Source organism: Nocardia sp. NPDC049737 (assembly GCF_040674755.1).
In the GTDB taxonomy this organism is placed as follows: domain Bacteria; phylum Actinomycetota; class Actinomycetes; order Mycobacteriales; family Mycobacteriaceae; genus Nocardia.
On sequence record NZ_JBFANH010000030.1, the window covers coordinates 1 to 20831 of the forward strand.

Sequence of the window (20831 nt, forward strand, 5' to 3'; positions counted from 1 at the left end):
CCACACGGGGGTATGAGGAGCCGGAACCAAATAAAACATTTGGCACTGACATTCATCGACACACTATTGAGTTCTCAAAGAACACACGCACACACCATCTCACGGGTTTGACCCCGGTCGATCGGTGAGGCAACTTATCCAGCTTAGCTCACCTGTGAACCCGATTCAAAATCGAGGTCTCGTTCGAGCTAGTGTGATCGCCAGGCGCTCAACGTCCTACCTCGTTTCCCTGGTCCTTCGCTCAGCCTTTCGGCTCAGCGCGTGGGCCCCGGGTCGGTGTCCGTGTCGCTCTGACTCGAATAAAGTTACGTGTCGGTGTGCACGATGTCAAATCGCCTGGTCAGGAACGCTTTTCGGCGCGAGGGAATCGTCGCCTGCCGTTCACATGATCAATCCGCAGCGCCGACTCGCTCCACCTGACCGCCCAACGCCTGCAGCTGTTCGACGAAATTCGGGTAGCCGCGGTCGATATGGAAGACGTCGTGCACCTCGGTGGTGCCATCGGCAACCAGACCGGCAAGTACCAACCCGGCGCCCGCCCGAATATCCGACGACCACACCGGCGCACTCGACAGCCGCGGAATTCCGCGCACCACCGCATGATGCCCATCGGTCCGAGCGTCGGCGCCCAGCCGGATCATCTCCTCCACGAAACGGAAGCGCGCCTCGAAGATGTTCTCGGTGATCATCGAGGTGCCATCCGCAATCGCCGCCAGACCGATGGCCATCGGCTGCAGATCGGTCGGGAATCCCGGGAAAGGTAGCGTCGAGAAATTCACCGCGCGCGGCCGGTCGGCCTGGATCACCCGGAAACCGTCCGGTTCGAACGAGATGCGCGCACCGGCCGAGCGCAGCTTGTCCAGCACGAGGGACAGGTGCTTGGGGTTGACGCCGGCGACCCGGACATCTCCCATGGTCATCACCGCGGCGATCGCCCAGGTCGCGGCGACGATCCGGTCACCGATCACCTGGTGCGTAGTCGGTGCGAGGCGCTCGACCCCCTGAATGGTGAGCACCGACGTGCCCGCCCCACTGATCCGCGCACCCATCCGAACGAGCATGTTGCACAGATCGACGATGTCGGGTTCACGGGCCGCGTTGTCGATGACCGTCTCCCCCTCGGCCAGCACGGCCGCCATGAGGATGTTCTCGGTCGCACCCACCGAAGGAAAATCCAGCCGGATCCGAGCACCCTGCAGTTCGTCCGCGCGGGCAACCACACAACCGTGCTCGATTTCGCTGGTCGCGCCGAGCAGACGCAGACCCGCCTGATGCATATCCAACGGTCGCGAGCCGATCGCGTCACCGCCGGGCAGTGCGACCACGGCTCGCTTGCACCGCGCCATCAGCGGACCGAGCACACAGACCGAAGCGCGGAACTGGGTCACCGCCGGAAAATCCGCGTGGTACTTGGGCTCGGCGGGCGTGTTGATCGTGACGACCGACCCGTCGATCGTGACGTCGCAGCCGAGGCCGCGCAGCACATCACCCATCAACGGCACATCGAGGATGTCCGGGCAATTCGTAATGGTGGTCGTGCCTTCGGCCAGCAATGCAGCCGCCATCAACTTGAGGACGCTGTTCTTCGCACCCCCGACCGCGACCTCACCGACGAGTCGATTCCCGCCAGTAACCAAAAACCGTTCCATGCCGCCTCTCCGCGTATTCGGCGCACTGTTGGTGCAAAGGATAGTTGCGTTGCGGGCCGGTGGTAGCAGTGCCGGGGTTATATCCAGGTAGCTGGGACGGCTTGCGGGGTGTCCAGCAACTTTTTGCGTGTGTCGGTGCGGATCGGACGATTCACGAACCACCTTGTTCGCCACCAGGCTTCCACAACACATCACCGCCCGGGTTGGCGACACGGCTGAGGATGAACAGCAGGTCGGAGAGGCGGTTCAGGTACTTCGCCGGAAGGATATTCGTATCGTCCGGATGCGCCTGCACCGCCGACCATGCCGAACGCTCCGCTCGGCGCGCCACCGTTCGGGCGGTGTGCAGCAGGGCGGCCAGCGGCGTGCCACCGGGCAGAATGAACGAATTCAGCGCGGGCAGTTCGGCATTGAACTCATCGCACCAGGCTTCGAGGCGTTCGATATACGGCTGTGTGATTCGCAGCGGCGGGTACTTCGGCTCCGCGACCACCGGGGTAGAAAGATCCGCGCCCGCATCGAACAGATCGTTCTGCACCTGGCGCAATACCTTCAGCAACTCCGGGGCAGGATCACCGAGCGCGACGGCCACACCGATGGCGGCATTCGTTTCGTCACAGTCCGCATAGGCGACCAGCCTCGGATCGGTTTTGGCCACCCGCGAGAAATCGCTGAGACCGGTCGTCCCATCGTCGCCGGTCCGCGTGTAGATCCGCGTCAGGTGCACATTCACGAGTTCAGCCTAGAGTCCGGGCAGCCGACGGGTGCGATCCGAGGGGCGGGATTCGACCCAGGAGAGGAAGGCTGCCAGTGAGCCGCGGTCCAAGGCCAATTCGTAATTGCCGTTGTTATCGGAAACCGCGGTTACCGCGATCTCGTCGGTCATGATGTCGTATTCGTCACCACGCGGGCCGCGCCGATCACCGATCTCGATGCCCTGGCGTCGAATGGTGGAATCGGGACCAAGTTTCAGACTGGAGAGTTTGTAGAAGACGAGGCGATCCTCGTCATATCGAATCAGGCCGTGCCGCCACCCCTGGCCGCCGCGCGCGGGCAGCACCCGGAGAATCGCGGCGGTGCCGCCGCGGCGCAACATGATCAGCCGGTAGGTGGAGGCCAACGCCAAGAGAACGAGCGTGAGCACCAGAATGATCAGGAGAACCATCCCGGTCTGCAATGCCGTTCGTCCCTTCGTTCAGCCGCCGTGTCGACGACACGGCATGCGATCGGCGGTGTTCGCAGACCCTCCATGGTCACGCAGGCTGACGCCTGCGGGCCTGATGCTCACACCGCGTGCGGCAATTCAACCACGGCCCCGAGTTTACAAATGGCGGGGCCTTGCCTTTGAACGTTCGAAGCCGGAAACGGCACTGTCGGCGGCGAATACGTTCGCCGCCGACAGCGCCGTGCTATCGGGTCGTACCCAATCCTGGTGCGGTACTACGCCTTCGCCTCTTCGACCGCGCGCACCTGGCCTTGGGCCGCGATCTTGGCTTCCTCTGAGGCATCGGCGTCGGCCAACACTCGACGGGCCGCCTCGACGTCGATCTCATCGGCGAACTCCGCGGATTCGGCCAGCACCCGGACCGAGGTCGCGGTCACCGAGAAGAACCCGCCGTGCACCGCAGCGGTGATCCGCTCGCCCTCGGTGGGCACGATGCTCACGATGCCGCCCTCGGCCAACTGACCGAGCAGCGGCTCGTGACCCGCCATGATGCCGATCTGACCCTCGGTGGTCTGCGCGCTGACGAACGTCGCCTGGCCGGACCAGAGCAAACGTTCGACGGCGACCAGATCAACTGACATCTCCGCCATGGGTGACTACTTTCCGGCGATCTTCTTCGCGGCCGCCTCGACGTCGTCGAGACCACCGCAGGAGTTGAACGCCTGCTCCGGGAAGTGGTCGAACTCGCCCTTGCAGACGCGGTCGAACGCCTCGATGGTGTCGGTCAGCGGCACCACCGAACCCGGCTGGCCGGTGAACTTCTCGGCCACGATGAAGTTCTGGCCGAGGAACTTCTCCAGACGGCGGGCCCGGCCGACGAGAACCTTGTCCTCTTCGGAGAGCTCGTCCATGCCGAGGATGGCGATGATGTCCTGTAGTTCCTTGTACTTCTGCAGGATCCGCTTGACCTCGTTGGCGACCCGGAAGTGCTCCGCGCCGACGATCGAGGCCTCCAGGATGCGGGAGGTCGAGGTCAGCGGGTCGACGGCCGGGTAGATGCCCTTCTGCGAGATCGGGCGGGAGAGCTCGGTCGTCGCATCGAGGTGGGCGAAGGTGGTCGCCGGGGCCGGGTCGGTGTAGTCGTCCGCGGGCACGTAGATGGCCTGCAGCGAGGTGATGGACCGACCACGGGTCGAGGTGATGCGCTCCTGCAGCTCACCCATCTCGTCGGCCAGCGTCGGCTGGTAACCGACGGCCGAGGGCATGCGGCCGAGCAGGGTCGACACCTCGGAACCGGCCTGGGTGAACCGGAAGATGTTGTCGATGAACAGCAGCACGTCCTGGTGCTGCACGTCACGGAAGTACTCGGCCATGGTCAGGGCCGAGAGGGCGACGCGCATACGGGTGCCCGGCGGCTCGTCCATCTGCCCGAAGACGAGGGCGGTGTCCTGGAGGACGCCCATCTCTTCCATTTCCAGGTGCAGGTCGGTGCCCTCGCGGGTGCGCTCACCGACGCCCGCGAACACCGAGGTGCCGGAGAACTCGCGCGCGATACGGGTGATCATCTCCTGGATGAGCACGGTCTTGCCGACACCGGCACCACCGAACAGACCGATCTTGCCGCCCTTCACGTACGGGGTCAGCAGGTCGATGACCTTGATGCCCGTCTCCAGGATCTCGGTCTTACCCTCGAGCTGGTCGAATGACGGAGGCTTGCGGTGGATGCCCCACTGCTCGCCGTCGCGACCGGTACCCGGCGCGTCGAGGCAGTCGCCGAGGGCGTTGAAGACGTGGCCCTTGACGACGTCACCGACGGGCACCGAAATCGGCTTGCCACTGTCGGTGACGGTGGCGCCACGGACCAGACCGTCGGTGGGCTGCATCGAGATGGTGCGCACGATGTTGTCACCGAGGTGCTGGGCGACCTCGAGGGTCAGGGTCTTGGCCACCGAGGTCAGGGTGATCTCGGCGTGCAGAGCGTTGAACAGCTCAGGGATGGAACCCCGCGGGAACTCGACGTCCACGACGGGGCCGATGACGCGGACGACGCGACCTGTTTTCGCGCCGGTCCGGCTCTCTTGTGTGACTGCTGCGGTCATTTTTCTCTTCCGTGTCCTATTCGCGGCCTTCGGAGGCCCTCCGTGGTTACGCTGCGCTTCCGCCTCCGGCCCCTGATCTCAGGCCGCGGGCAGCCTTTAGTCGCGGTCCGAGCTCGAAGCCAGCGCGTTCACGCCGCCGACGATTTCGCTGATTTCCTGCGTGATCTGGGCCTGCCGCACCGAATTCGCCTGCCGGGTAAGCACATTGGCCAGTTCGTTGGCGTTGTCGGTGGCTGCCTTCATTGCGGTGCGCCGAGCCGCGGACTCGGATGCCGCTGCCTCGAGCAACGATGAGTAGATGCGGGTGTTGATGTACTTGGGCAGCAGCGCCGCCAACAGCACATCGGCATCGGGCTCGAACTCGTACTGCGCGGTGAGTTCCGCGGTCGGCGAGTCGGTGAAGCTGTCCTCACCCATGTCGTAGTCTTCGTCGACATAGCTGACCTGGATCGGCGCCAGACGACGAACCTCGGGGGTCTGGGTCAGCATCGAGACGAAACGGGTGTACACGATGTGCAACTCGTCGACGCCCTCGATATTGCCCACCCCGTTCGGGGCCGGAATCTCAGCCTCGGAGCCCGCCATGAACGCGTCCACCAGGTGGTGGCACGCGGCCGTGGCATCGTTGTACTTCGGCTGCTGGGAGAATCCGGTCCACGCGCTGACCACCGGTCGGTTGCGGAAGGTGTAGTACGTGAGGCCCTTATTGCCCATCACGTACAGCACCGGCTCCTTGCCCTCGCCACGCAGGGTGACCATGAGCTCCTCGGCGCGCTTGAGCACGTTGGAGTTGTAGCCACCGCACATGCCGCTGTCACTGGTGATCACCAGGACCGCGGCGCGGCGCGGATTGGCCCGCTCGGTCAGCAGTGGGTGCGACAGACTCGTCGACGCACTCGCCAGTTCGCCGAGGACCTTGGTGATCTCCTCGGCGAACGGCTTCGCGGCCGCAACCCTGGCCTGGGCCTTGGAGATTCGCGAGGTCGCGATCAGCTCCTGGGCCTTGGTGATCTTCTTGATCGAACTCACACCACGAATGCGGGAGCGCAATTCACGCAAGCTTGCCATCAGCGGTTCACACTCCCTTCATTCGCCTGTACCGGATTGCAGCATTCGCGGGGCACTGCGTGGACACGCAAGCTACCGCGTCCGTGCCCGTCGCTCATGCTGCGGATCGAATAGCGCATCAGCGGGCTCGATTACTTCTCGACGTGCTTGCGGGTCACCGACAGCGATTCGACCTCTTCGTGGTCGAGCTCACCGGCGGCGGCCTCGTTCACGACGCGCGAACCGTCGGAAGCGAGGAAGCCCTGCTTGAACTTGTCGGTGGCCGCCTTGATGGCATCGCCGTTCTCGTTGTCGAGGACCTTGCCGCCCTCGATCGACTTGAAGGCGTCGGCCGCGCTGCGGTGCAGATCCTCGAGCAGTTCGACATTGAAGCGACGAACGTCGGCAACCGGAACCGAGTCGAAGTAGCCGGCGTCGACCAGGAAGATCGAGACGATCTGGTCCTCCACCGGAACCGGCGAGTACTGGTCCTGCTTGAGCAGCTCGACCCAGCGGGCACCGCGCTCCAGCTGGGCGAGCGAGGCGGCGTCGAGGTCGGAGGCGAAGGCGGAGAACGCCTCCAGCTCGCGGTACTGCGCCATTTCCAGACGCAGCGAACCGGCGACCTTCTTCATGCCCTTGGTCTGGGCGGCACCACCGACACGGGAGACCGAGGTACCGACGTTGATCGCCGGACGGACACCCTTGTTGAACAGGTCGGACTCGAGGAAGACCTGGCCGTCGGTGATGGAGATGACGTTGGTCGGGATGAACGCCGAGATGTCGTTGGCCTTGGTCTCGATGATCGGCAGACCAGTCATCGAGCCGGCGCCCATCTCGTCGGACAGCTTCGCGCAACGCTCCAGCAGACGCGAGTGCAGGTAGAAGACGTCACCCGGGTACGCCTCACGGCCCGGCGGACGACGCAGCAGCAGCGAGATGGCGCGGTAGGCCTCGGCCTGCTTGGTCAGGTCGTCGAACACGATCAGGACGTGCTTGCCCTGGTACATCCAGTGCTGGCCGATGGCCGAACCGGTGTAGGGCGCAAGCCATTTGAAGCCGGCCGAGTCGGAAGCGGGGGCCGCGACGATGGTGGTGTACTCCATCGCACCGTGCGATTCCAGCGCGGTCTTCACACCCGCGATGGTGGAACCCTTCTGGCCGATCGCGACGTAGATGCAGCGGACCTGCTTCTTCGGGTCGCCGGTCTCCCAGTTGGCCTTCTGCGCCAGGATCGCGTCGATGCAGACCGCGGTCTTACCGGTCTTGCGGTCGCCGATGATCAGCTGACGCTGACCACGACCGATGGCGGTCAGGGCGTCGATGGCGGTGATGCCGGTGGCCAGCGGCTCCTCGACCGGCTGACGCTGCAGCACGGTCGCGGCCTGCAGCTCCAGCACGCGCTGCTCTTCGGCCTCGATCTCGCCGAGGCCGTCGATCGGCTGGCCGAGCGGGTTGACCACGCGGCCGAGGAACTTGTCACCGACGGGAACCGAGAGCACGTCGCCGGTGCGGCGCACCTGCTGGCCCTCTTCGATTTCCGCGAACTCGCCGAGGATAACCGCACCGATCTCGCGGTCCTCGAGGTTCAGCGCGACGCCGAGCACACCACCCGGGAACTCGAGCAATTCATTGGCCATCGCCGAGGGCAGGCCACTGACGTGCGCGATGCCGTCGCTGCAGTCGGTGACAACACCGACTTCCTCGATGGAGGTTTCCGGGGTGTAGCTCTGGGTGTAGCTCTCGATCGCGCTACGGATCTCATCGGTGGAGATCGTCAGCTCCGCCATAGTCTTCCTGCTCTCGCTGTCTGGTCTGGATGTCGGGGGAGGTGGATCGTCAGGCCAGAGCCCGACGCAGCCGTTCCAAGCGGCCGGTGGCGCTGCCGTCGATCAGGTCGTCGCCGACCCGCACCACGACGCCGGTCAGCAGACTCGGATCGACCTGCACGTGCACCGTGACCGGCTTGCCGTAGATGCGCTGCAACGACGCCCCGAGATGGTCACGCTGCTGGTCGGTCAGCGCGACCGCGGCACGCACATGCGCGACGATCTGATCGCGCCGCGCGGCCGCGAGATCGGACAGCTCGCCGAACGCGCCGCCGATATTCGTCGACCGGGTGACCACCTGATCCGCCAGGGTCTGGGTGATGGTCTCGGTCTTGCCCGCGAGCAGCCGGTCGATCAGTTCGCGCTTGGCCGCGGCGGGCTTCGCACGATCCGAAAGTGCCTGCTCCAGTTCGGGATTGTCGCCGACGATCCGGCCGAGTCGGAACAATTCGTCCTCGACCGCCCCGAGTCGTCCGCTGTCGGCGGCGGACTCCAGCAACGCCTCCTGGCCGAGCAACACCAGGGTGTCGACCAAATCGGCGGTGCGCGACCAGTTCTGGGCCACCGCGGTGGTCAGCACCGCCAGGGTGGCGGGGCTGACCTTGCCGCTGAAGACCCGCTCGCTGAGTTCGGCGCGCACCGAGCCGGGCACCGACACGTCCGCGAGCGCAACACGCAGCGAACGCTGGTCATCCAGCACGGCGACAACGGCGAACAGTTCCGACCCCGTCGTGGCCGCAACACTGTCGCTTCCGGTCAGAGCGGCCCGAAGTGCCTCCCGTGCCCGGGAGCTTGCCTCGCGGCTCGCTGCGTACATGCTTCTCACTTTCGCGTCGCTACCTTCCGACCCCGATGCCGGCATCCGACTGATCGAGTTCGGACAGGAACCGGTCGATCGATGCCGCTTGCTTAGCTTCGTCCGAAACCGACTGTCCGATAATCTTTTCGGCCAAATCGACGGCAGTTTTGCCGACTTCGGCGCGCAGCTCGGTCAAGATCTGCTGGCGCTGAGCTTCCAGCTGGCTGTGACCGGCGGCGACGATGCGGTCGCTTTCGGCCTGTGCTTCCGCGCGCATCTGCGCGAGGATCTGCTGGCCCTGGGTGCGTGCGTCCTCACGGATGCGCGCGGCCTCGAGCCGGGCGTCTGCCAACTGCTGTTGGTACTGCTGCAGCGTCAGCTGGGCTTCTTCCTGCGCGGCCTCGGCCCGCTGGATTCCACCCTCGATCTTGTCCGCACGTTCATCCAACACCTTGATGAGGCGCGGGATGACGTACTTGTAGAAAATGACGCCGATGATCGCAATGCAGACCACCGACCAGACGATGTCGTAGGTCTCGGGGATGAGGGGATTGATGTCCTCCCCCGTTTCCGCCGCGAGCAATGAAAGCGTGCTCATAGCAATCTCAGAAGATGAAGCCGGCCACAAGGCCGATCAGGGCGAGGGCCTCGGTGAACGCGATACCGAGGAACATGTTTGTGCGGATGGTGCCCTGCAGCTCGGGCTGACGGGCAATACCCTCGATGGCCTTACCGACGACGATGCCTACGCCGATGCCCGGGCCGATAGCGGCCAGGCCGTAGCCGATGGCGCCGAAGCCCTTGAACTTCTCCGACGTGGTCGCGGCTTCCTGGGCCAGGTACGCGAGGCTCATGAGTCTTCCATTCCCTTTCTTTTGCTCACCCGCCGGACGGCGTGGTGCAGCAGATATCCGGTAGTTGGTGGTCAGTGCGAATCAGCGTGTTGCGCGAGTCCGATGTAAACGGCGGTCAGCAGGGCGAAAACGTAGGCCTGCAGGAAGATGACCAGCATTTCGAACAGCGTGAACCCGAGTCCGGCCAGCAGCGAGAACGGCGAGAACACCTTCATCCAGGCGGCGGCGTCGAACAGGAAGAACCAGGTGGCGCTGAAGAACAGCACCAGCATGATGTGGCCGGCCAGCATATTCGCCATGAGTCGGACGGTCAGCGTGAACGGACGCAGGATGAATGTCGAGACGAACTCGATCGGAATCAGCAACACGTGCAATGCGGGCGGAACATTCGGAACGACGATGCTGCTGCGCATGTAGGTGACGAACCCGTACTTCTTGATACCCACGAAGTTGAACGCGAGGTACGCGATGAGGGCCAGCACCAGCGGCATGCCGATTCGGGCGTTCGACGAAATATTCAGCCCCGGAATGATGCCGGAGAAGTTGAGAAAGAGAACCGTGAAGAAGATCGTCGCGATCAACGGGAGGTACTTGCGACCGGATTCTTTACCGAGCACCTCTTCGGCAATCTGATCCTTGACGAAGACCAAACCGGTTTCGGCGATGTTCTGCAGACCACGCGGGACGATGCGAGGATTGCGGAATGCCAGCACCATGACGAGCACCAGCACGGCGGTCATCAACAGCCGGATCAGCATCAAACGGTCGAGTTCGAACGGCGTACCCTCGAACAGCACTGCTGGAGGGAAGAAGTCGGACAGCGATGGCGCGTGGAACTCGCCCGCCAAAGTGGTGACGCTCAGCGTTCTCTCCCGTGTTCGGGCCGCGGGTACGGTCATTCCCGCGGTTCGATCGGACATTGACGATCAATTGGGTCGACTCAGGTCGGCTCGAAAATTCGTCAGCAGCTGTGCGGCAATCCGCATGGGCGTCTGTACGTAGTGTCGGCGACATTCGTCGACATGCAGAACCGGAACCCCTCGGAGCCCGGTACGGCAGTAAGCATAGCTGCCACGCAGCGGGATCTTGGTGATCCCCCCTCGCTTGGTCGCTTGCTTACCAACACTTTACCAAGTTATCTACGACAGCGTGTAGGTGGGGGCGATTATTGCTGTACAGAGGGCAAATCGGACTCACCGGTCGGTACGTTTACATACGGGACCTTCTGCCGCAGAACACCATACGTCTCCGCGCCGAGCACGATGAGCAAGGAGCCGACCACGGTCAGGAACAGCGCCATCCGATCGTAGAAGTCGAACCGCTGCAGCACCGCGATCACGATCATCGCGACCAGCAGCTTGCCTACCCAACTCACCAGCATGACCAGGCCCGCGGTGCTCGGCGGCAGCTTCGCGCCGAACAGCACCACGGCCGCGGTGGTGAGAATGAAGCCGCCGCCGATGGCCGCGCCGATCAGTGCCCCCCAGAGTCCGGACAGGCCCGCGACGGCCGCGGCGATGGCCACCGAAACCACTACCAACACGGCCAAACCGATCACGCCGTAGCGCAGCGCCGCCTTCAGCGGTGCGTCGGGACCGGGCACGGGGTTAGTGAGACTCACGACTCGAACTTTACCTGGGCCTTGCTTTACGAATCCGTGGGCTCCTTGCGCCGCAGGCCCGGTATGGCGGTCACCACAAGCGCGAAAACCAGGCCGCCCGCCATCATCAACACCACAATCCGGCGGTCATGGATCAGCGAAGTGCCGACGGCTCCGAAGGCGAGCACGCCAACCCACAAATAGATCACCAGCACCACGCGACGGTGCGAATGCCCGATCTGCAACAACCGGTGATGCAGGTGCATTTTGTCCGGTGTCGAGAAACTCACACCCGCACGGACCCGGCGCACGATGGCCAACAGCAGATCCAATACCGGAATGAACATCACCGCACCGACGAGCAGCAGCGGTGAAAGCAGACCGACGATGTCGCGCGGCCCATAGCCCGCCAAATTGATTCGGCCCGAGGCGCCCGTCGACACCGCGGCCAACATGAGCCCGATCAACATCGAACCGGAATCGCCCATGAATATCCGGGCGGGGGAAAAATTGTGTGGCAGAAATCCCAAACAGGCGCCCGCGAGCGCGGCGGCCAGCAGGGCGGGCGGATAGGTGTCGACCGAACCGCCCTGGCTGTAAAGCAGGCCTACGGTGAATACGAAGACCGCGCCCGCGCAGATCAGGCCCAATCCGGCCGCGAGACCGTCGAGTCCGTCGACGAAATTCATCGCATTGACCAGGGTCACCGTGATGCCGACCGTGACCAGTCCGCCCTGCAGCGCGTCCAGCACCACCGTTGTGTCGTTGAACGGGTTGTAGATGACGTACCAGCTCAGGCCCATCACCGCCATCACACCGGCGGAGGTGACCTGACCGGCGAATTTGGTCAGCGCGTCCAGGCCCCAGCGGTCGTCGACGATGCCGACGAGCACGATGAGCGTGGCCGCGACCAACACCGCCGGAATATCCGGCGCGTAATCGAAACCCCTTCGCAACGCGGGCAATTGGTGCGCGAACAGCACGGCCGCGACCACCCCGACGTACATGCCGACCCCGCCCATTCGCGGAATCGGCTTGACGTGCACATCACGCTCGCGCGGCACCGCCACCGCGCCGAAGGCGATGGCGAGCACCCGAATTCCACCGGTGGCCAGGAACGTCACCGTGCCCGAGATGAGAAGCACGAGCAGCAGCTCGCGCAAAGGAACTACCGCACCCGAACCGATCATCCGTTTATCTGATCCGCCATACGATCACTGCGTCCCGAGATCACCGCGTCGCGACGCTGGTCAGCGCCTCCGGCGACATCCCGAGCACATCGGCGATATCGCCGACCGGTACCGCGCCGGCGCGCAGGATCCGCGGCTGATCCGCGGTGAGGTCGACGATGGTGGACGCGACCGCATGTTCGGCCGGGCCGCCGTCGAGATAGACGCCGACCAGATCGCCGAGCTGATCGCGCGCCTCGGCGGCGGTCTTGGCGGGCGGCTGCCCGGAGACATTGGCGCTCGAGACCGCCAGCGGGCCGACCTCGCGCAGCAGTTCCAGCGCGACCGGGTGCAGCGGCATCCGCAGCATGACCGTGCCACGAGTGTCACCGAGGTCCCAGGCCAGCGAAGGCGCCTGCTGCACAACAAGACTCAGTCCACCGGGCCAGAATGCCCGGATCAGCTCGCGGGCCTGCGGGCGCACCGAGAACACCAGACCGTCGATGGTGTGCCAGGAGCCGACCAGCACCGGTACCGGCATATCGCGACCACGCCGCTTGGCGGCGAGCAGATCGCTCACCGCGGTGGAATCGAACGCGTCGGCGGCCAGGCCGTACAGGGTATCGGTCGGCAGTACGACCAGCCGACCGGATTTCAGGGCGCTGGTGGCCGCGGTCAGTCCGGCGGCGCGCGAGTCGGGATCCGCGCAGTCGTAGACGGTACTCACGGCCACCATCCTGTCACGCGTGCCACTCGATGCCACCATCCCGGGGTGCCCTAACTCCCGCCACCCTCGAACCACCCCCTGGCGGGAGTTGAATGGTCGCTCCTCCCGGGCTTCAGAACCACCATTCGACTCCTCGTCGGCGACCTTCGGGGCGCCAGGGTGACCGAGGGCAGGGGTTAGGGGCGGGTGGCAGTGACGAAGCGGGGTTTACCTGCGAGGTCGGGGTGTTCGACGATGTGGGTGAAGTCACCCTGCTGGGCCAGCAGAGCGGCGAGAGCGGAGCCGTTGGTGTCGTCGTGTTCGATGCCGCAGGAACCACCGGGACGCAGCAGGCGGGTGATGGTGGGAATCATCCGGCGAATGACGTCCAGTCCGTCCGGACCGCCGAAGAGGGCCAGATGCGGATCGTGATCGGCGACCTCTGGATCGAGTTCGGCGCCTTCGGGGATGTAGGGCGGATTGGCGACGACGAGATCTACCTTGCCGTTCAGTTCGGTAAGCAGATTGGAGTCGGCGACATCGTCGGCGTACAGGGTGATCGGGGTGTCACCCTCGGCAATACGCAGATCGGCATTGCGACGTGCCCATTGCAGGGCCGCGGGATCGATTTCGATCGCGTGCACCTCCGCATCCGGGCGGGCCCGGGCAATGGCGAGTGCCAGCGCGCCGGAGCCAGTGCACAGATCGACGACGACCGGCGTGTGATCGTGCGGCAGCGCCTCCAATTGCGCCAATGCCCAGGCGAACAGTAATTCGGTCTCGGGACGCGGCACGAAGACGCCGGGTCCGACCGCGAGTTCGATCTCCCCGATTGCCGCGGTGCCGGTCAGGTGCTGCAGCGGAATTCGCTGCGCGCGCCGATCCACTAAGGCTCGATACTCCTCGATCAGCTCCGGCGCGACCAGTGGCGTCAGCGCTAACCGGGTCCGATCGACGCCGAGCAGATGGGCGGCCAAATATTCGGCGTCGGCTTGTGGACTGTGCACCCCCGCCGCCCGCAAAGTTTCGACCGCCTGGTTGATCGCGGGGCGCAACACCACACGCGTCATGGACTTGTCCGCCTCTCCGCGTCTTTGCCGGTCGTAGGTGCCTGCGGAATGGCGTCGTGGGCCGGCGGTTGTTTACCGGGTCGAATTCTGGGCGTACCCGGTGAGTTACCCATGTTCATACCAAATCAGTTGACCCGACCGGCATCGCGCCGAGCCGCGATTTACTCCGCGGCCATTCTGGCTTCGCGATCCGCCTTGCCCAGGGCATCCAGGAGTGCGTCCATATCACCGTCGAGCACGGTATCCAGGTTGTGCGCCTTGAAGCCGATACGGTGGTCGGTAATGCGGTTCTCCGGGAAGTTGTAGGTGCGGATGCGCTCGGAGCGGTCCACGGTGCGGATCTGGCTGGCCCGACCGGCCGCGGCTTCCTGATCGGCCTGATCCTCGGCGAGCGCCTGCAGTCGAGCCGCGAGCACCTGCATGGCGCGGGCCTTGTTCTGCAACTGGGAGCGCTCGTTCTGGCAGGTCACCACGATGCCCGAGGGCAGATGGGTGATGCGGACCGCGGAGTCGGTGGTGTTGACGCCCTGGCCGCCCTTGCCGGAGGAGCGGTAGACGTCGATGCGCAGATCCGATTCGTCGATCTGCACCTCTTCGACCTCGTCGGGCTCCGGATAGATCAGCACACCGGCCGCCGAGGTGTGGATTCGGCCCTGCGATTCGGTCACCGGAACTCGCTGGACGCGGTGCACGCCGCCCTCGAATTTGAAGCGGGACCAGACACCGTCGCGCGCAGCGTCGCGGCTCTTGATGGAGATGGTCGCGTCCTTGTAGCCGCCCAGGTCGGAGATGTTCACATCGAGAATCTCGACCTTCCAGCCATGCCGCTCGGCATAGCGGACGTACATGCGGGCCAAATCCGAGGCGAACAGCGCCGATTCCTCACCGCCCTCACCGGATTTCACCTCGAGCACCACATCGTCGCCGTCGTGCGGGTCACGCGGAGCGAGCAGATCCGCGAGGGTCTGCTCCAGCTCGACGACCTGTTGTTCCAGGTCCGGCACCTCCGCGGCGAAGGACGCGTCGTCGGCCGCGAGTTCCTGTGCGGCGGCGAGATCATCGCGGGCGGACTTCAGCTTGTTGTAGGTGGCCATGATCGGGGCCAGCTCGGCGAACCGCTTGCCGACCCGGCGCGCGGCGCCCGGATCGTTGTGCAGCGCCGGATCGGCGAGCTGCGTCTCCAGGCCCGCGTGCTCGGCCAGGATGTCATCGATCGCGGACGGTTGCGTCACGGTGCTTCCTCTCTTTTTCCGTACTGGCCACACAAAAGCGCCGACGCCCGGCCTGCAGTGCAGGACCGGGCGTCGGCGGGGAAGCTACTTTGCGTCGGCCGTCTTGCCGGCACGCTTGCCGTAGCGAGCCTCGAAGCGGGCCACGCGACCACCGGTGTCGAGGATCTTCTGCTTGCCGGTGTAGAACGGATGGCACTGCGAGCAGACCTCGACGGTGATGTGTCCCGACTCCTTGGTGCTGCGAGTCTGGAAGGTATTGCCGCAACCACAGACGACCGTGGTCTCGACATACGCCGGATGAATTCCTGCCTTCATGGGTGTCCTCTCGATATTGGCCGCCGGGTCGCCCGCGCAGATCGCGAGGACGTGAACCGGAGCCGACTTAGGCGGGAGGCCTGCTCAGCGGAGCAGACGCAACGACCGTTCAGTATGCCAGAACGGTGGTTACGCTCCCAAAACGCCCCAGCCCCCCGGTTTGTTCCCACCCCTAGGTAGTCCCCAAGCCTTATTGCCAATTGAACTACTGGCACGCGTTGATCGTGTTCTTACGGAACCCTTAATACAGGTAGTCCGCTACTCGTGGATACGAACACCAATGTTCATAGAGTTTTAGGCCTGATGCACATCGGCGTGCCGAGACAGAAGGGAGAACACTGTGAACAGCCGCGTTGCACTGGCGGTCTTCGTTTCGCTGATTCTCGCTGTCGCGGTCGGCTGGTTTACCACTCCGGATCGCCCGGACACCTACGCGTACACGAAACCCACTGCCGCACAGTATGATTCGGCCAACAACGCCGTGAGCGCCGCAAGCCCGGCGACCACGGCGATCATTCTCGCGTTCATGATCGTCGGCGCGGCAGGCATCGGACTCGCGTTCTTCAGCCCACCTACGCCGAAAGGGCACTCCCCCGCCGCCCCGCACCTCTTGCCGAACGTCATGCGCGTGAAGACCACCATTGCGGGCCGGCGGCAGGCAGTGGACTCCGGTTCCGGGCGTACCCGACGAGTTACCCATGTGCGCACGAAATCAGTCGTGACGTATGCGCAAAAAGTACGGGGACTCCGCCTGAGCGGAGCCCCCGTTCATTCACTCGTCGAGCGCACCCGGCGCGGTCTTGCTGACCTGCATCAGGAACTCGAGGTTGTTCTTGGACTTCTTCAGGCGGTCGATCAGCAGGTCGATCGCCTGGTGCGAGTCCAGGCCGGACAGTACGCGGCGCAGTTTGTGCAGCACCGCCGCCTCGTCGGGGCTGAGCAGTAGCTCGTCCTTACGAGTGCCGGAGGGGTTGACGTCGACTGCCGGGAACACGCGCCGTTCCGCGATCTTGCGGTCCAGCTTGAGCTCGGCGTTACCGGTGCCCTTGAACTCCTCGAAGATCACCGTGTCACCGGTGGAACCGGTCTCGACCATGGCGGTCGCGATGATGGTGAGCGAGCCGCCGTTCTCGATATTGCGCGCCGCGCCGAGGAAGCGCTTGGGCGGGTACAGCGCGGTCGAGTCGACACCACCGGAGAGGATGCGGCCCGAGGCCGGCGAGGAGTTGTTGTACGCGCGGCCCAATCGGGTGATCGAGTCGAGCAGCACCACAACGTCCTTGCCCATTTCCACCAGACGCTTGGCACGCTCGATGGCCAGTTCGGCGACCGAGGTGTGATCTGACGGCGGACGGTCGAAGGTCGAGGCGATGACCTCGCCCTTCACCGAACGCTGCATATCGGTGACCTCTTCCGGACGCTCGTCGACCAGCACAACCATGAGGTAGACCTCGGGGTTGTTGATGGCGATGGCGTTCGCGATGTCCTGCATGATCGTCGTCTTACCGGCCTTGGGCGGCGAGACGATCAGGGCGCGCTGGCCCTTACCGATCGGCATGATCAGGTCGATGACGCGGGTGGTCAGCTTGTTCGGCTGGGTTTCCAAGCGCAGACGCTGGTTCGGGTACAGCGGGGTGAGCTTGGCGAATTCGGGACGCCGCTTGGCCGCGTCGACCTCACCGCCGTTGACCGTGTCCAGGCGCACCAGCGGATCGAACTTCTGGCGCTGGTTGCTCTGCTCACCATCGCGCGGGGCGCGCACCGCACCGGTGATCGCGTCACCGCGGCGCAGGCCGTTCTTGCGGACCAGGTTCATCGAGACGTAGACGTCGTTCGGTCCGGCCAGGTAGCCGGAGGTGCGCACGAAGGCATAGTTGTCCAGCACGTCGAGGATGCCCGCGACCGGCTGCAGGACATCGTCCTCGCGGATCTCGAGCTCGCGGGCCTCACCGGTACCGGCGCCACCCTCGCGGTCGCGACCACGACGACGTTCCCGGAACCGACGTCCCCGCCGTCCGCGACCGCCCTCGTCCTCGTCACCGCCGCGGCTGGCATCGCTGCGGCCGCCGCCTTCGCCCCCGCGGCCGGCATTGCCGTTGCGCTCGCCCTGATTGCGCTCGCCCTGATTGCGCTCGCCTTGGTTGCGCTCGCGGCGGCGTTCGCCCTGCTCCTGATCCTGCTTGGGCTCCTCGCCACCTGCGGTCTCACCACCGGCGCGTGCCTGGTCGCGACCCCGACGCTGCCTGCCGCGACCGCGCTGACCGCCGTCGCGCCCGGAATCCTCGGCGCTCTCCGTCGGGGCGGCAGTCTCGGCCTGCGCCGGATCGGACTTCGAATCGGCCGATTTCTCGGCGGCCTTCGGCGCTGCGGAATCGGCGACGGCCCCCTTCGCGACAGCCTGTTTCGCCGGATCGTCCTTGGTCTGGGCGTCCTTGGTCTGGGCGTCCTTGGTCTGGGCGTCCTTGGTCTGGGCGTCCTTCGCGGCGGGAGCCTGCTTCGCCGGGGCGGAAGCGGCGGGCGCCACGTCGAGGGTGCCCTGCTCGGCCTTCGCCGACGCCGCCTTGGCGGCGTCCGCATCGGACTTCACCTCGCCACGCGCGGCCTTTTCCGCCTTCGCCGACTTTCCGGCTTGATTTTCCTTGATGGCGGCGATCAAATCGCCCTTGCGCATTCCAGAGGTGCCTCGGATACCGAGCTCCCCCGCGAGCGCGCGCAATTGCGGCAACAGCATTCCAGTCAGCCCCGATCGTGCGACGTCGGTTTGTTCGCTCATCTTCGAAATCTGTCCGGAGTCACTTTCGCGGTCCCCTGTCGGGTTGGAATCCACCCCGGGTGTCGCGAGCAGGTCCGTATCTGTCACGGAAATCCTTTCCTTCCCTCGATTGCCGTGTGCTGTTTCGAGGGTTTCGTCCCGCAGTCCGGGCGTTCTGCCGGACTCGGATGCGAGGGCCGAACACACAGCTCGGACCGGCGCTTTTGCCGTATCACCTGCCCCGCCGGACCGGCGGCTTCGCCACCAGTTCCCGAAAGGTGGGAGAGATCATTCCAGTTGCGCAGCTACGCAGCACCCCCATGGCCTGGAGGCTCGAGCCTGGAGCCTGCTGGAGCGATTGCCCTGATGAAGCACCGGCGTCTGATGCGCACGATGTACGGACGTGCTCAGGATAGCTGGCAACCCGGAACATCGGCAAGGCAGACGCGCCGTCAGTCGACCTGGACGCCTTGCGCGAGCCCCGGCTCGACCACACGGAGCCCGTCGATGGTCGCGAGTGCACGGAGTTCGGCGGGGAATTCGCTGGTACCCAAGGCCAGTACGGTCGGTCCCGCACCGGATACCGTGGCCGCGATACCGGCCGCGCGCAGCCGGGCGATCCATTCGGTGGTCAGCGGCAGCGCGGGCGCGCGCTGGGTCTGATGCAGCCGATCGGCCGTCGCGGGCAGCAGTAAGTCGGTGCGTTGGGTCAGGGCGACCACCGCGAGCGCGGCGCGGCTGACATTGAACGCGGCATCGCCATGCGCCACGACCTCGGGTAACAGGCCGCGAGTATGCGCGGTCGATGAGCGCTCTTCCGGAATCAGCACCACCGGGCGCAGCGTCGGATGCGGATCCAGACGCACCGCACGGTAGACCCGGCCGTGATCGGGCGCCGCGGCACCGTCGGTGGCGGTTTCGGTCCAGGACACCACAATTCCACCGAGCACACTGGCCGCGGCATTGTCCGGATGACCTTCGAATTCCGATGCGAGCTGGACCAATTGGTCACTGCCGATGGCCAATGCCGGATCCAATTTCGCGGCGAGACCGCAGCCCGCGGCGAGCCCGCCGACCACCGCCGAGGCCGACGAACCGAGGCCGCGCGAATGCGGAATCACGTTGCGGCACACCACATCGAGACCGTCGGCCCAGACGCCCGCCGCCTCCAGGCCACGCTCGATCGCGCGCACCACGAGATGCGAAGGGCCCCATGGCACATCGTCGGCGCCTTCACCCTCGACTCGGATGGCAAGACCGGAATCGGTAGTGCGCACCTCGATCTCGTCGTAGATGCCCAAAGCCATACCGAGCGAATCGAATCCGGGACCGAGATTGGCACTGGACGCGGGCACCCGCGCGGTCACTGACAGACCAGCGGGCAGCGTCCTTGTCATCAGTTGGCTTTCGCGCGAATTCAACTCAGGCCAGCTCGAGTTCGTGGGCGACCGCGATCGGGTCAACCTGAATCGCCTGCACCTGTGGCATTCCCGCGAGCGCGTTATCCGGATCCTTGAGACCGTTGCCGGTCACCGTGCACACCACGGTGAGCCCGGAATCCAGCCAACCCTCCTTGCGCGCGGCGAGCAGGCCGGCGATGCTGGCCGCCGACGCGGGCTCGACGAAAACACCCTCGGTCGCGGCGACCAGTCGGTACGCCTCCAGGATCTCCTCGTCGGTGGCGGCACGGAAGGCGCCACCGGACTGCTCCTTGGCCTCCATCGCGCCGTTCCAGGACGCCGGCGCCCCGATCCGGATGGCGGTGGCGATGGTCTCCGGCTCCTTGACCGGGGCACCGTTGACCAGCGGCGCGGCACCCGCGGCCTGCACACCGAGCATGCGCGGCAGGCCGGTGGTGATGCCGTCGGCGTAGTACTCGCGGTAACCGCGCCAGTAGGCGGTGATATTGCCCGCGTTGCCCACGGGAAGGGCGTGCACGTCGGGTGCCTTGCCGAGCACATCGCAGATCTCGAACGAGGCGGTCTTCTGGCCCTCGATGCGGGCCGGATTCACCGAATTCACCAGACCCACGGTCGGGAATTCCGCGGTGACCTTGCGCGCCAGCTCGAGGCAGTCGTCGAAATTGCCGTCGACCTGAATGATCTTCGCGCCGAGCATGACGGCCTGGGCCAGCTTGCCCATGGCGATCTTGCCCTGCGGAATCAGTACCGCACAGCTCATCCCGGCCCGGGTCGCATAGGCGGCGGCCGATGCCGAGGTGTTGCCGGTGGACGCGCACAACACCGCCTTCTGCCCGCGGTACTTCGCATCGGTGATGGCCATCGTCATGCCGCGATCCTTGAAGGACCCGGTCGGATTCAGACCCTCGACCTTGAGATACACATCACATCCGGTCAGCTCGGACAGATGCGGCGCGGGCACCAGCGGGGTGCCGCCCTCGTACAAGGTGACCGGCTCCCAGTCGGCGGCGCCGGCCAGGCGATCGCGATAGGCGGCGATCAAGCCGGGCCACCGCGAGTGCACTCCTGCCTGTGGCGCAACGGCTGTACTCACCAACCCCGCCGGCTCCGCCGTATGCCGTCCC

20 protein-coding genes are annotated in these 20831 nt (G+C 65.2%); all 20 read right to left on the bottom strand.

Features of this window, described 5'->3' with window-relative positions; translation table 11 throughout:
- Window positions 1-389 precede the first annotated feature (389 nt).
- The 20 genes from murA to thrC all read right to left on the bottom strand — a co-directional run bounded on the left by murA (window position 390) and on the right by thrC (window position 20770).
- Window positions 390-1649, bottom strand: a complete 1260-nt coding sequence (gene murA, locus AB0J47_RS32715) for a UDP-N-acetylglucosamine 1-carboxyvinyltransferase (RefSeq protein WP_364355003.1) — start codon at window positions 1647-1649, stop codon at window positions 390-392.
- Window positions 1650-1800: 151 nt separating this feature from the next.
- Window positions 1801-2382: a cob(I)yrinic acid a,c-diamide adenosyltransferase gene (locus tag AB0J47_RS32720; RefSeq protein ID WP_364355006.1), complete on the bottom strand. Its 582-nt coding sequence runs from the start codon at window positions 2380-2382 to the stop codon at window positions 1801-1803.
- A gap of 9 nt (window positions 2383-2391) precedes the next feature.
- A complete protein-coding gene (locus tag AB0J47_RS32725; RefSeq protein ID WP_364355009.1) occupies window positions 2392-2814 on the bottom strand; it encodes a DUF2550 domain-containing protein in 423 nt (140 codons plus the stop codon).
- Between the two features lie 275 nt (window positions 2815-3089).
- The gene (locus AB0J47_RS32730) at window positions 3090-3464 is read right to left on the bottom strand and encodes a F0F1 ATP synthase subunit epsilon (RefSeq protein WP_364355012.1); all 375 of its coding nucleotides are present in this window, start codon (window positions 3462-3464) and stop codon (window positions 3090-3092) included.
- 6 nt (window positions 3465-3470) lie between these two features.
- Window positions 3471-4913: a F0F1 ATP synthase subunit beta gene (gene atpD / locus AB0J47_RS32735; protein WP_062982624.1), complete on the bottom strand. Its 1443-nt coding sequence runs from the start codon at window positions 4911-4913 to the stop codon at window positions 3471-3473.
- A gap of 96 nt (window positions 4914-5009) precedes the next feature.
- Entirely contained in the window at window positions 5010-5981 is a 972-nt protein-coding gene (locus AB0J47_RS32740) for a F0F1 ATP synthase subunit gamma (protein WP_062982627.1), read from the bottom strand.
- Window positions 5982-6112: 131 nt separating this feature from the next.
- A complete protein-coding gene (atpA, locus tag AB0J47_RS32745; RefSeq protein WP_364355017.1) occupies window positions 6113-7750 on the bottom strand; it encodes a F0F1 ATP synthase subunit alpha in 1638 nt (545 codons plus the stop codon).
- A 49-nt stretch (window positions 7751-7799) separates the two neighbouring features.
- A complete protein-coding gene (locus AB0J47_RS32750) occupies window positions 7800-8606 on the bottom strand; it encodes a F0F1 ATP synthase subunit delta (RefSeq protein ID WP_364355020.1) in 807 nt (268 codons plus the stop codon).
- A 19-nt stretch (window positions 8607-8625) separates the two neighbouring features.
- A complete protein-coding gene (locus tag AB0J47_RS32755; RefSeq protein WP_040687114.1) occupies window positions 8626-9186 on the bottom strand; it encodes a F0F1 ATP synthase subunit B in 561 nt (186 codons plus the stop codon).
- 7 nt (window positions 9187-9193) lie between these two features.
- Entirely contained in the window at window positions 9194-9442 is a 249-nt protein-coding gene (locus AB0J47_RS32760) for an ATP synthase F0 subunit C (RefSeq protein ID WP_040687112.1), read from the bottom strand.
- Window positions 9443-9513: 71 nt separating this feature from the next.
- Window positions 9514-10362 carry a F0F1 ATP synthase subunit A gene (atpB, locus tag AB0J47_RS32765; protein ID WP_245567032.1) on the bottom strand — a complete coding sequence of 283 codons (849 nt, stop codon included), beginning with the start codon at window positions 10360-10362 and terminating at the stop codon, window positions 9514-9516.
- 245 nt (window positions 10363-10607) lie between these two features.
- A complete protein-coding gene (locus AB0J47_RS32770) occupies window positions 10608-11063 on the bottom strand; it encodes a hypothetical protein (RefSeq protein WP_364355026.1) in 456 nt (151 codons plus the stop codon).
- 26 nt (window positions 11064-11089) lie between these two features.
- Window positions 11090-12232, bottom strand: a complete 1143-nt coding sequence (locus tag AB0J47_RS32775; RefSeq protein WP_364355029.1) for an MraY family glycosyltransferase — start codon at window positions 12230-12232, stop codon at window positions 11090-11092.
- A 40-nt stretch (window positions 12233-12272) separates the two neighbouring features.
- A complete protein-coding gene (locus AB0J47_RS32780; protein WP_364355032.1) occupies window positions 12273-12938 on the bottom strand; it encodes an L-threonylcarbamoyladenylate synthase in 666 nt (221 codons plus the stop codon).
- Window positions 12939-13114: 176 nt separating this feature from the next.
- On the bottom strand, window positions 13115-13987 hold the full coding sequence (gene prmC / locus AB0J47_RS32785) for a peptide chain release factor N(5)-glutamine methyltransferase (RefSeq protein WP_364355035.1): 873 nt from the start codon (window positions 13985-13987) through the stop codon (window positions 13115-13117).
- Between the two features lie 161 nt (window positions 13988-14148).
- Entirely contained in the window at window positions 14149-15219 is a 1071-nt protein-coding gene (prfA, locus tag AB0J47_RS32790) for a peptide chain release factor 1 (protein WP_364355038.1), read from the bottom strand.
- Between the two features lie 84 nt (window positions 15220-15303).
- Window positions 15304-15534, bottom strand: coding sequence for a 50S ribosomal protein L31 (gene rpmE, locus AB0J47_RS32795; protein WP_364355041.1), 231 nt, complete (start codon window positions 15532-15534; stop codon window positions 15304-15306).
- Between the two features lie 772 nt (window positions 15535-16306).
- On the bottom strand, window positions 16307-18394 hold the full coding sequence (gene rho / locus AB0J47_RS32800; RefSeq protein ID WP_364355044.1) for a transcription termination factor Rho: 2088 nt from the start codon (window positions 18392-18394) through the stop codon (window positions 16307-16309).
- Window positions 18395-18738: 344 nt separating this feature from the next.
- A complete protein-coding gene (gene thrB, locus AB0J47_RS32805; protein ID WP_364355047.1) occupies window positions 18739-19683 on the bottom strand; it encodes a homoserine kinase in 945 nt (314 codons plus the stop codon).
- 25 nt (window positions 19684-19708) lie between these two features.
- The gene (thrC, locus tag AB0J47_RS32810) at window positions 19709-20770 is read right to left on the bottom strand and encodes a threonine synthase (RefSeq protein ID WP_364355339.1); all 1062 of its coding nucleotides are present in this window, start codon (window positions 20768-20770) and stop codon (window positions 19709-19711) included.
- Window positions 20771-20831 lie beyond the last annotated feature (61 nt).

Bases quoted from the DNA above. Each gene is read 5' to 3' on its own strand.
- prmC (WP_364355035.1), bottom strand. From the start codon at position 13,987: ATGACGCGTGTGGTGTTGCGCCCCGCGATCAACCAGGCGGTCGAAACT.
- murA (WP_364355003.1), bottom strand. From the start codon at position 1,649: ATGGAACGGTTTTTGGTTACTGGCGGGAATCGACTCGTCGGTGAGGTC.
- AB0J47_RS32775 (WP_364355029.1), bottom strand. From the start codon at position 12,232: ATGATCGGTTCGGGTGCGGTAGTTCCTTTGCGCGAGCTGCTGCTCGTG.
- atpB (WP_245567032.1), bottom strand. From the start codon at position 10,362: ATGTCCGATCGAACCGCGGGAATGACCGTACCCGCGGCCCGAACACGG.
- AB0J47_RS32750 (WP_364355020.1), bottom strand. From the start codon at position 8,606: ATGTACGCAGCGAGCCGCGAGGCAAGCTCCCGGGCACGGGAGGCACTT.
- rpmE (WP_364355041.1), bottom strand. From the start codon at position 15,534: ATGAAGGCAGGAATTCATCCGGCGTATGTCGAGACCACGGTCGTCTGT.
- thrB (WP_364355047.1), bottom strand. From the start codon at position 19,683: ATGACAAGGACGCTGCCCGCTGGTCTGTCAGTGACCGCGCGGGTGCCC.
- AB0J47_RS32740 (WP_062982627.1), bottom strand. From the start codon at position 5,981: ATGGCAAGCTTGCGTGAATTGCGCTCCCGCATTCGTGGTGTGAGTTCG.
- AB0J47_RS32760 (WP_040687112.1), bottom strand. From the start codon at position 9,442: ATGAGCCTCGCGTACCTGGCCCAGGAAGCCGCGACCACGTCGGAGAAG.
- atpA (WP_364355017.1), bottom strand. From the start codon at position 7,750: ATGGCGGAGCTGACGATCTCCACCGATGAGATCCGTAGCGCGATCGAG.
- AB0J47_RS32730 (WP_364355012.1), bottom strand. From the start codon at position 3,464: ATGGCGGAGATGTCAGTTGATCTGGTCGCCGTCGAACGTTTGCTCTGG.
- atpD (WP_062982624.1), bottom strand. From the start codon at position 4,913: ATGACCGCAGCAGTCACACAAGAGAGCCGGACCGGCGCGAAAACAGGT.
- AB0J47_RS32725 (WP_364355009.1), bottom strand. From the start codon at position 2,814: ATGGTTCTCCTGATCATTCTGGTGCTCACGCTCGTTCTCTTGGCGTTG.
- AB0J47_RS32755 (WP_040687114.1), bottom strand. From the start codon at position 9,186: ATGAGCACGCTTTCATTGCTCGCGGCGGAAACGGGGGAGGACATCAAT.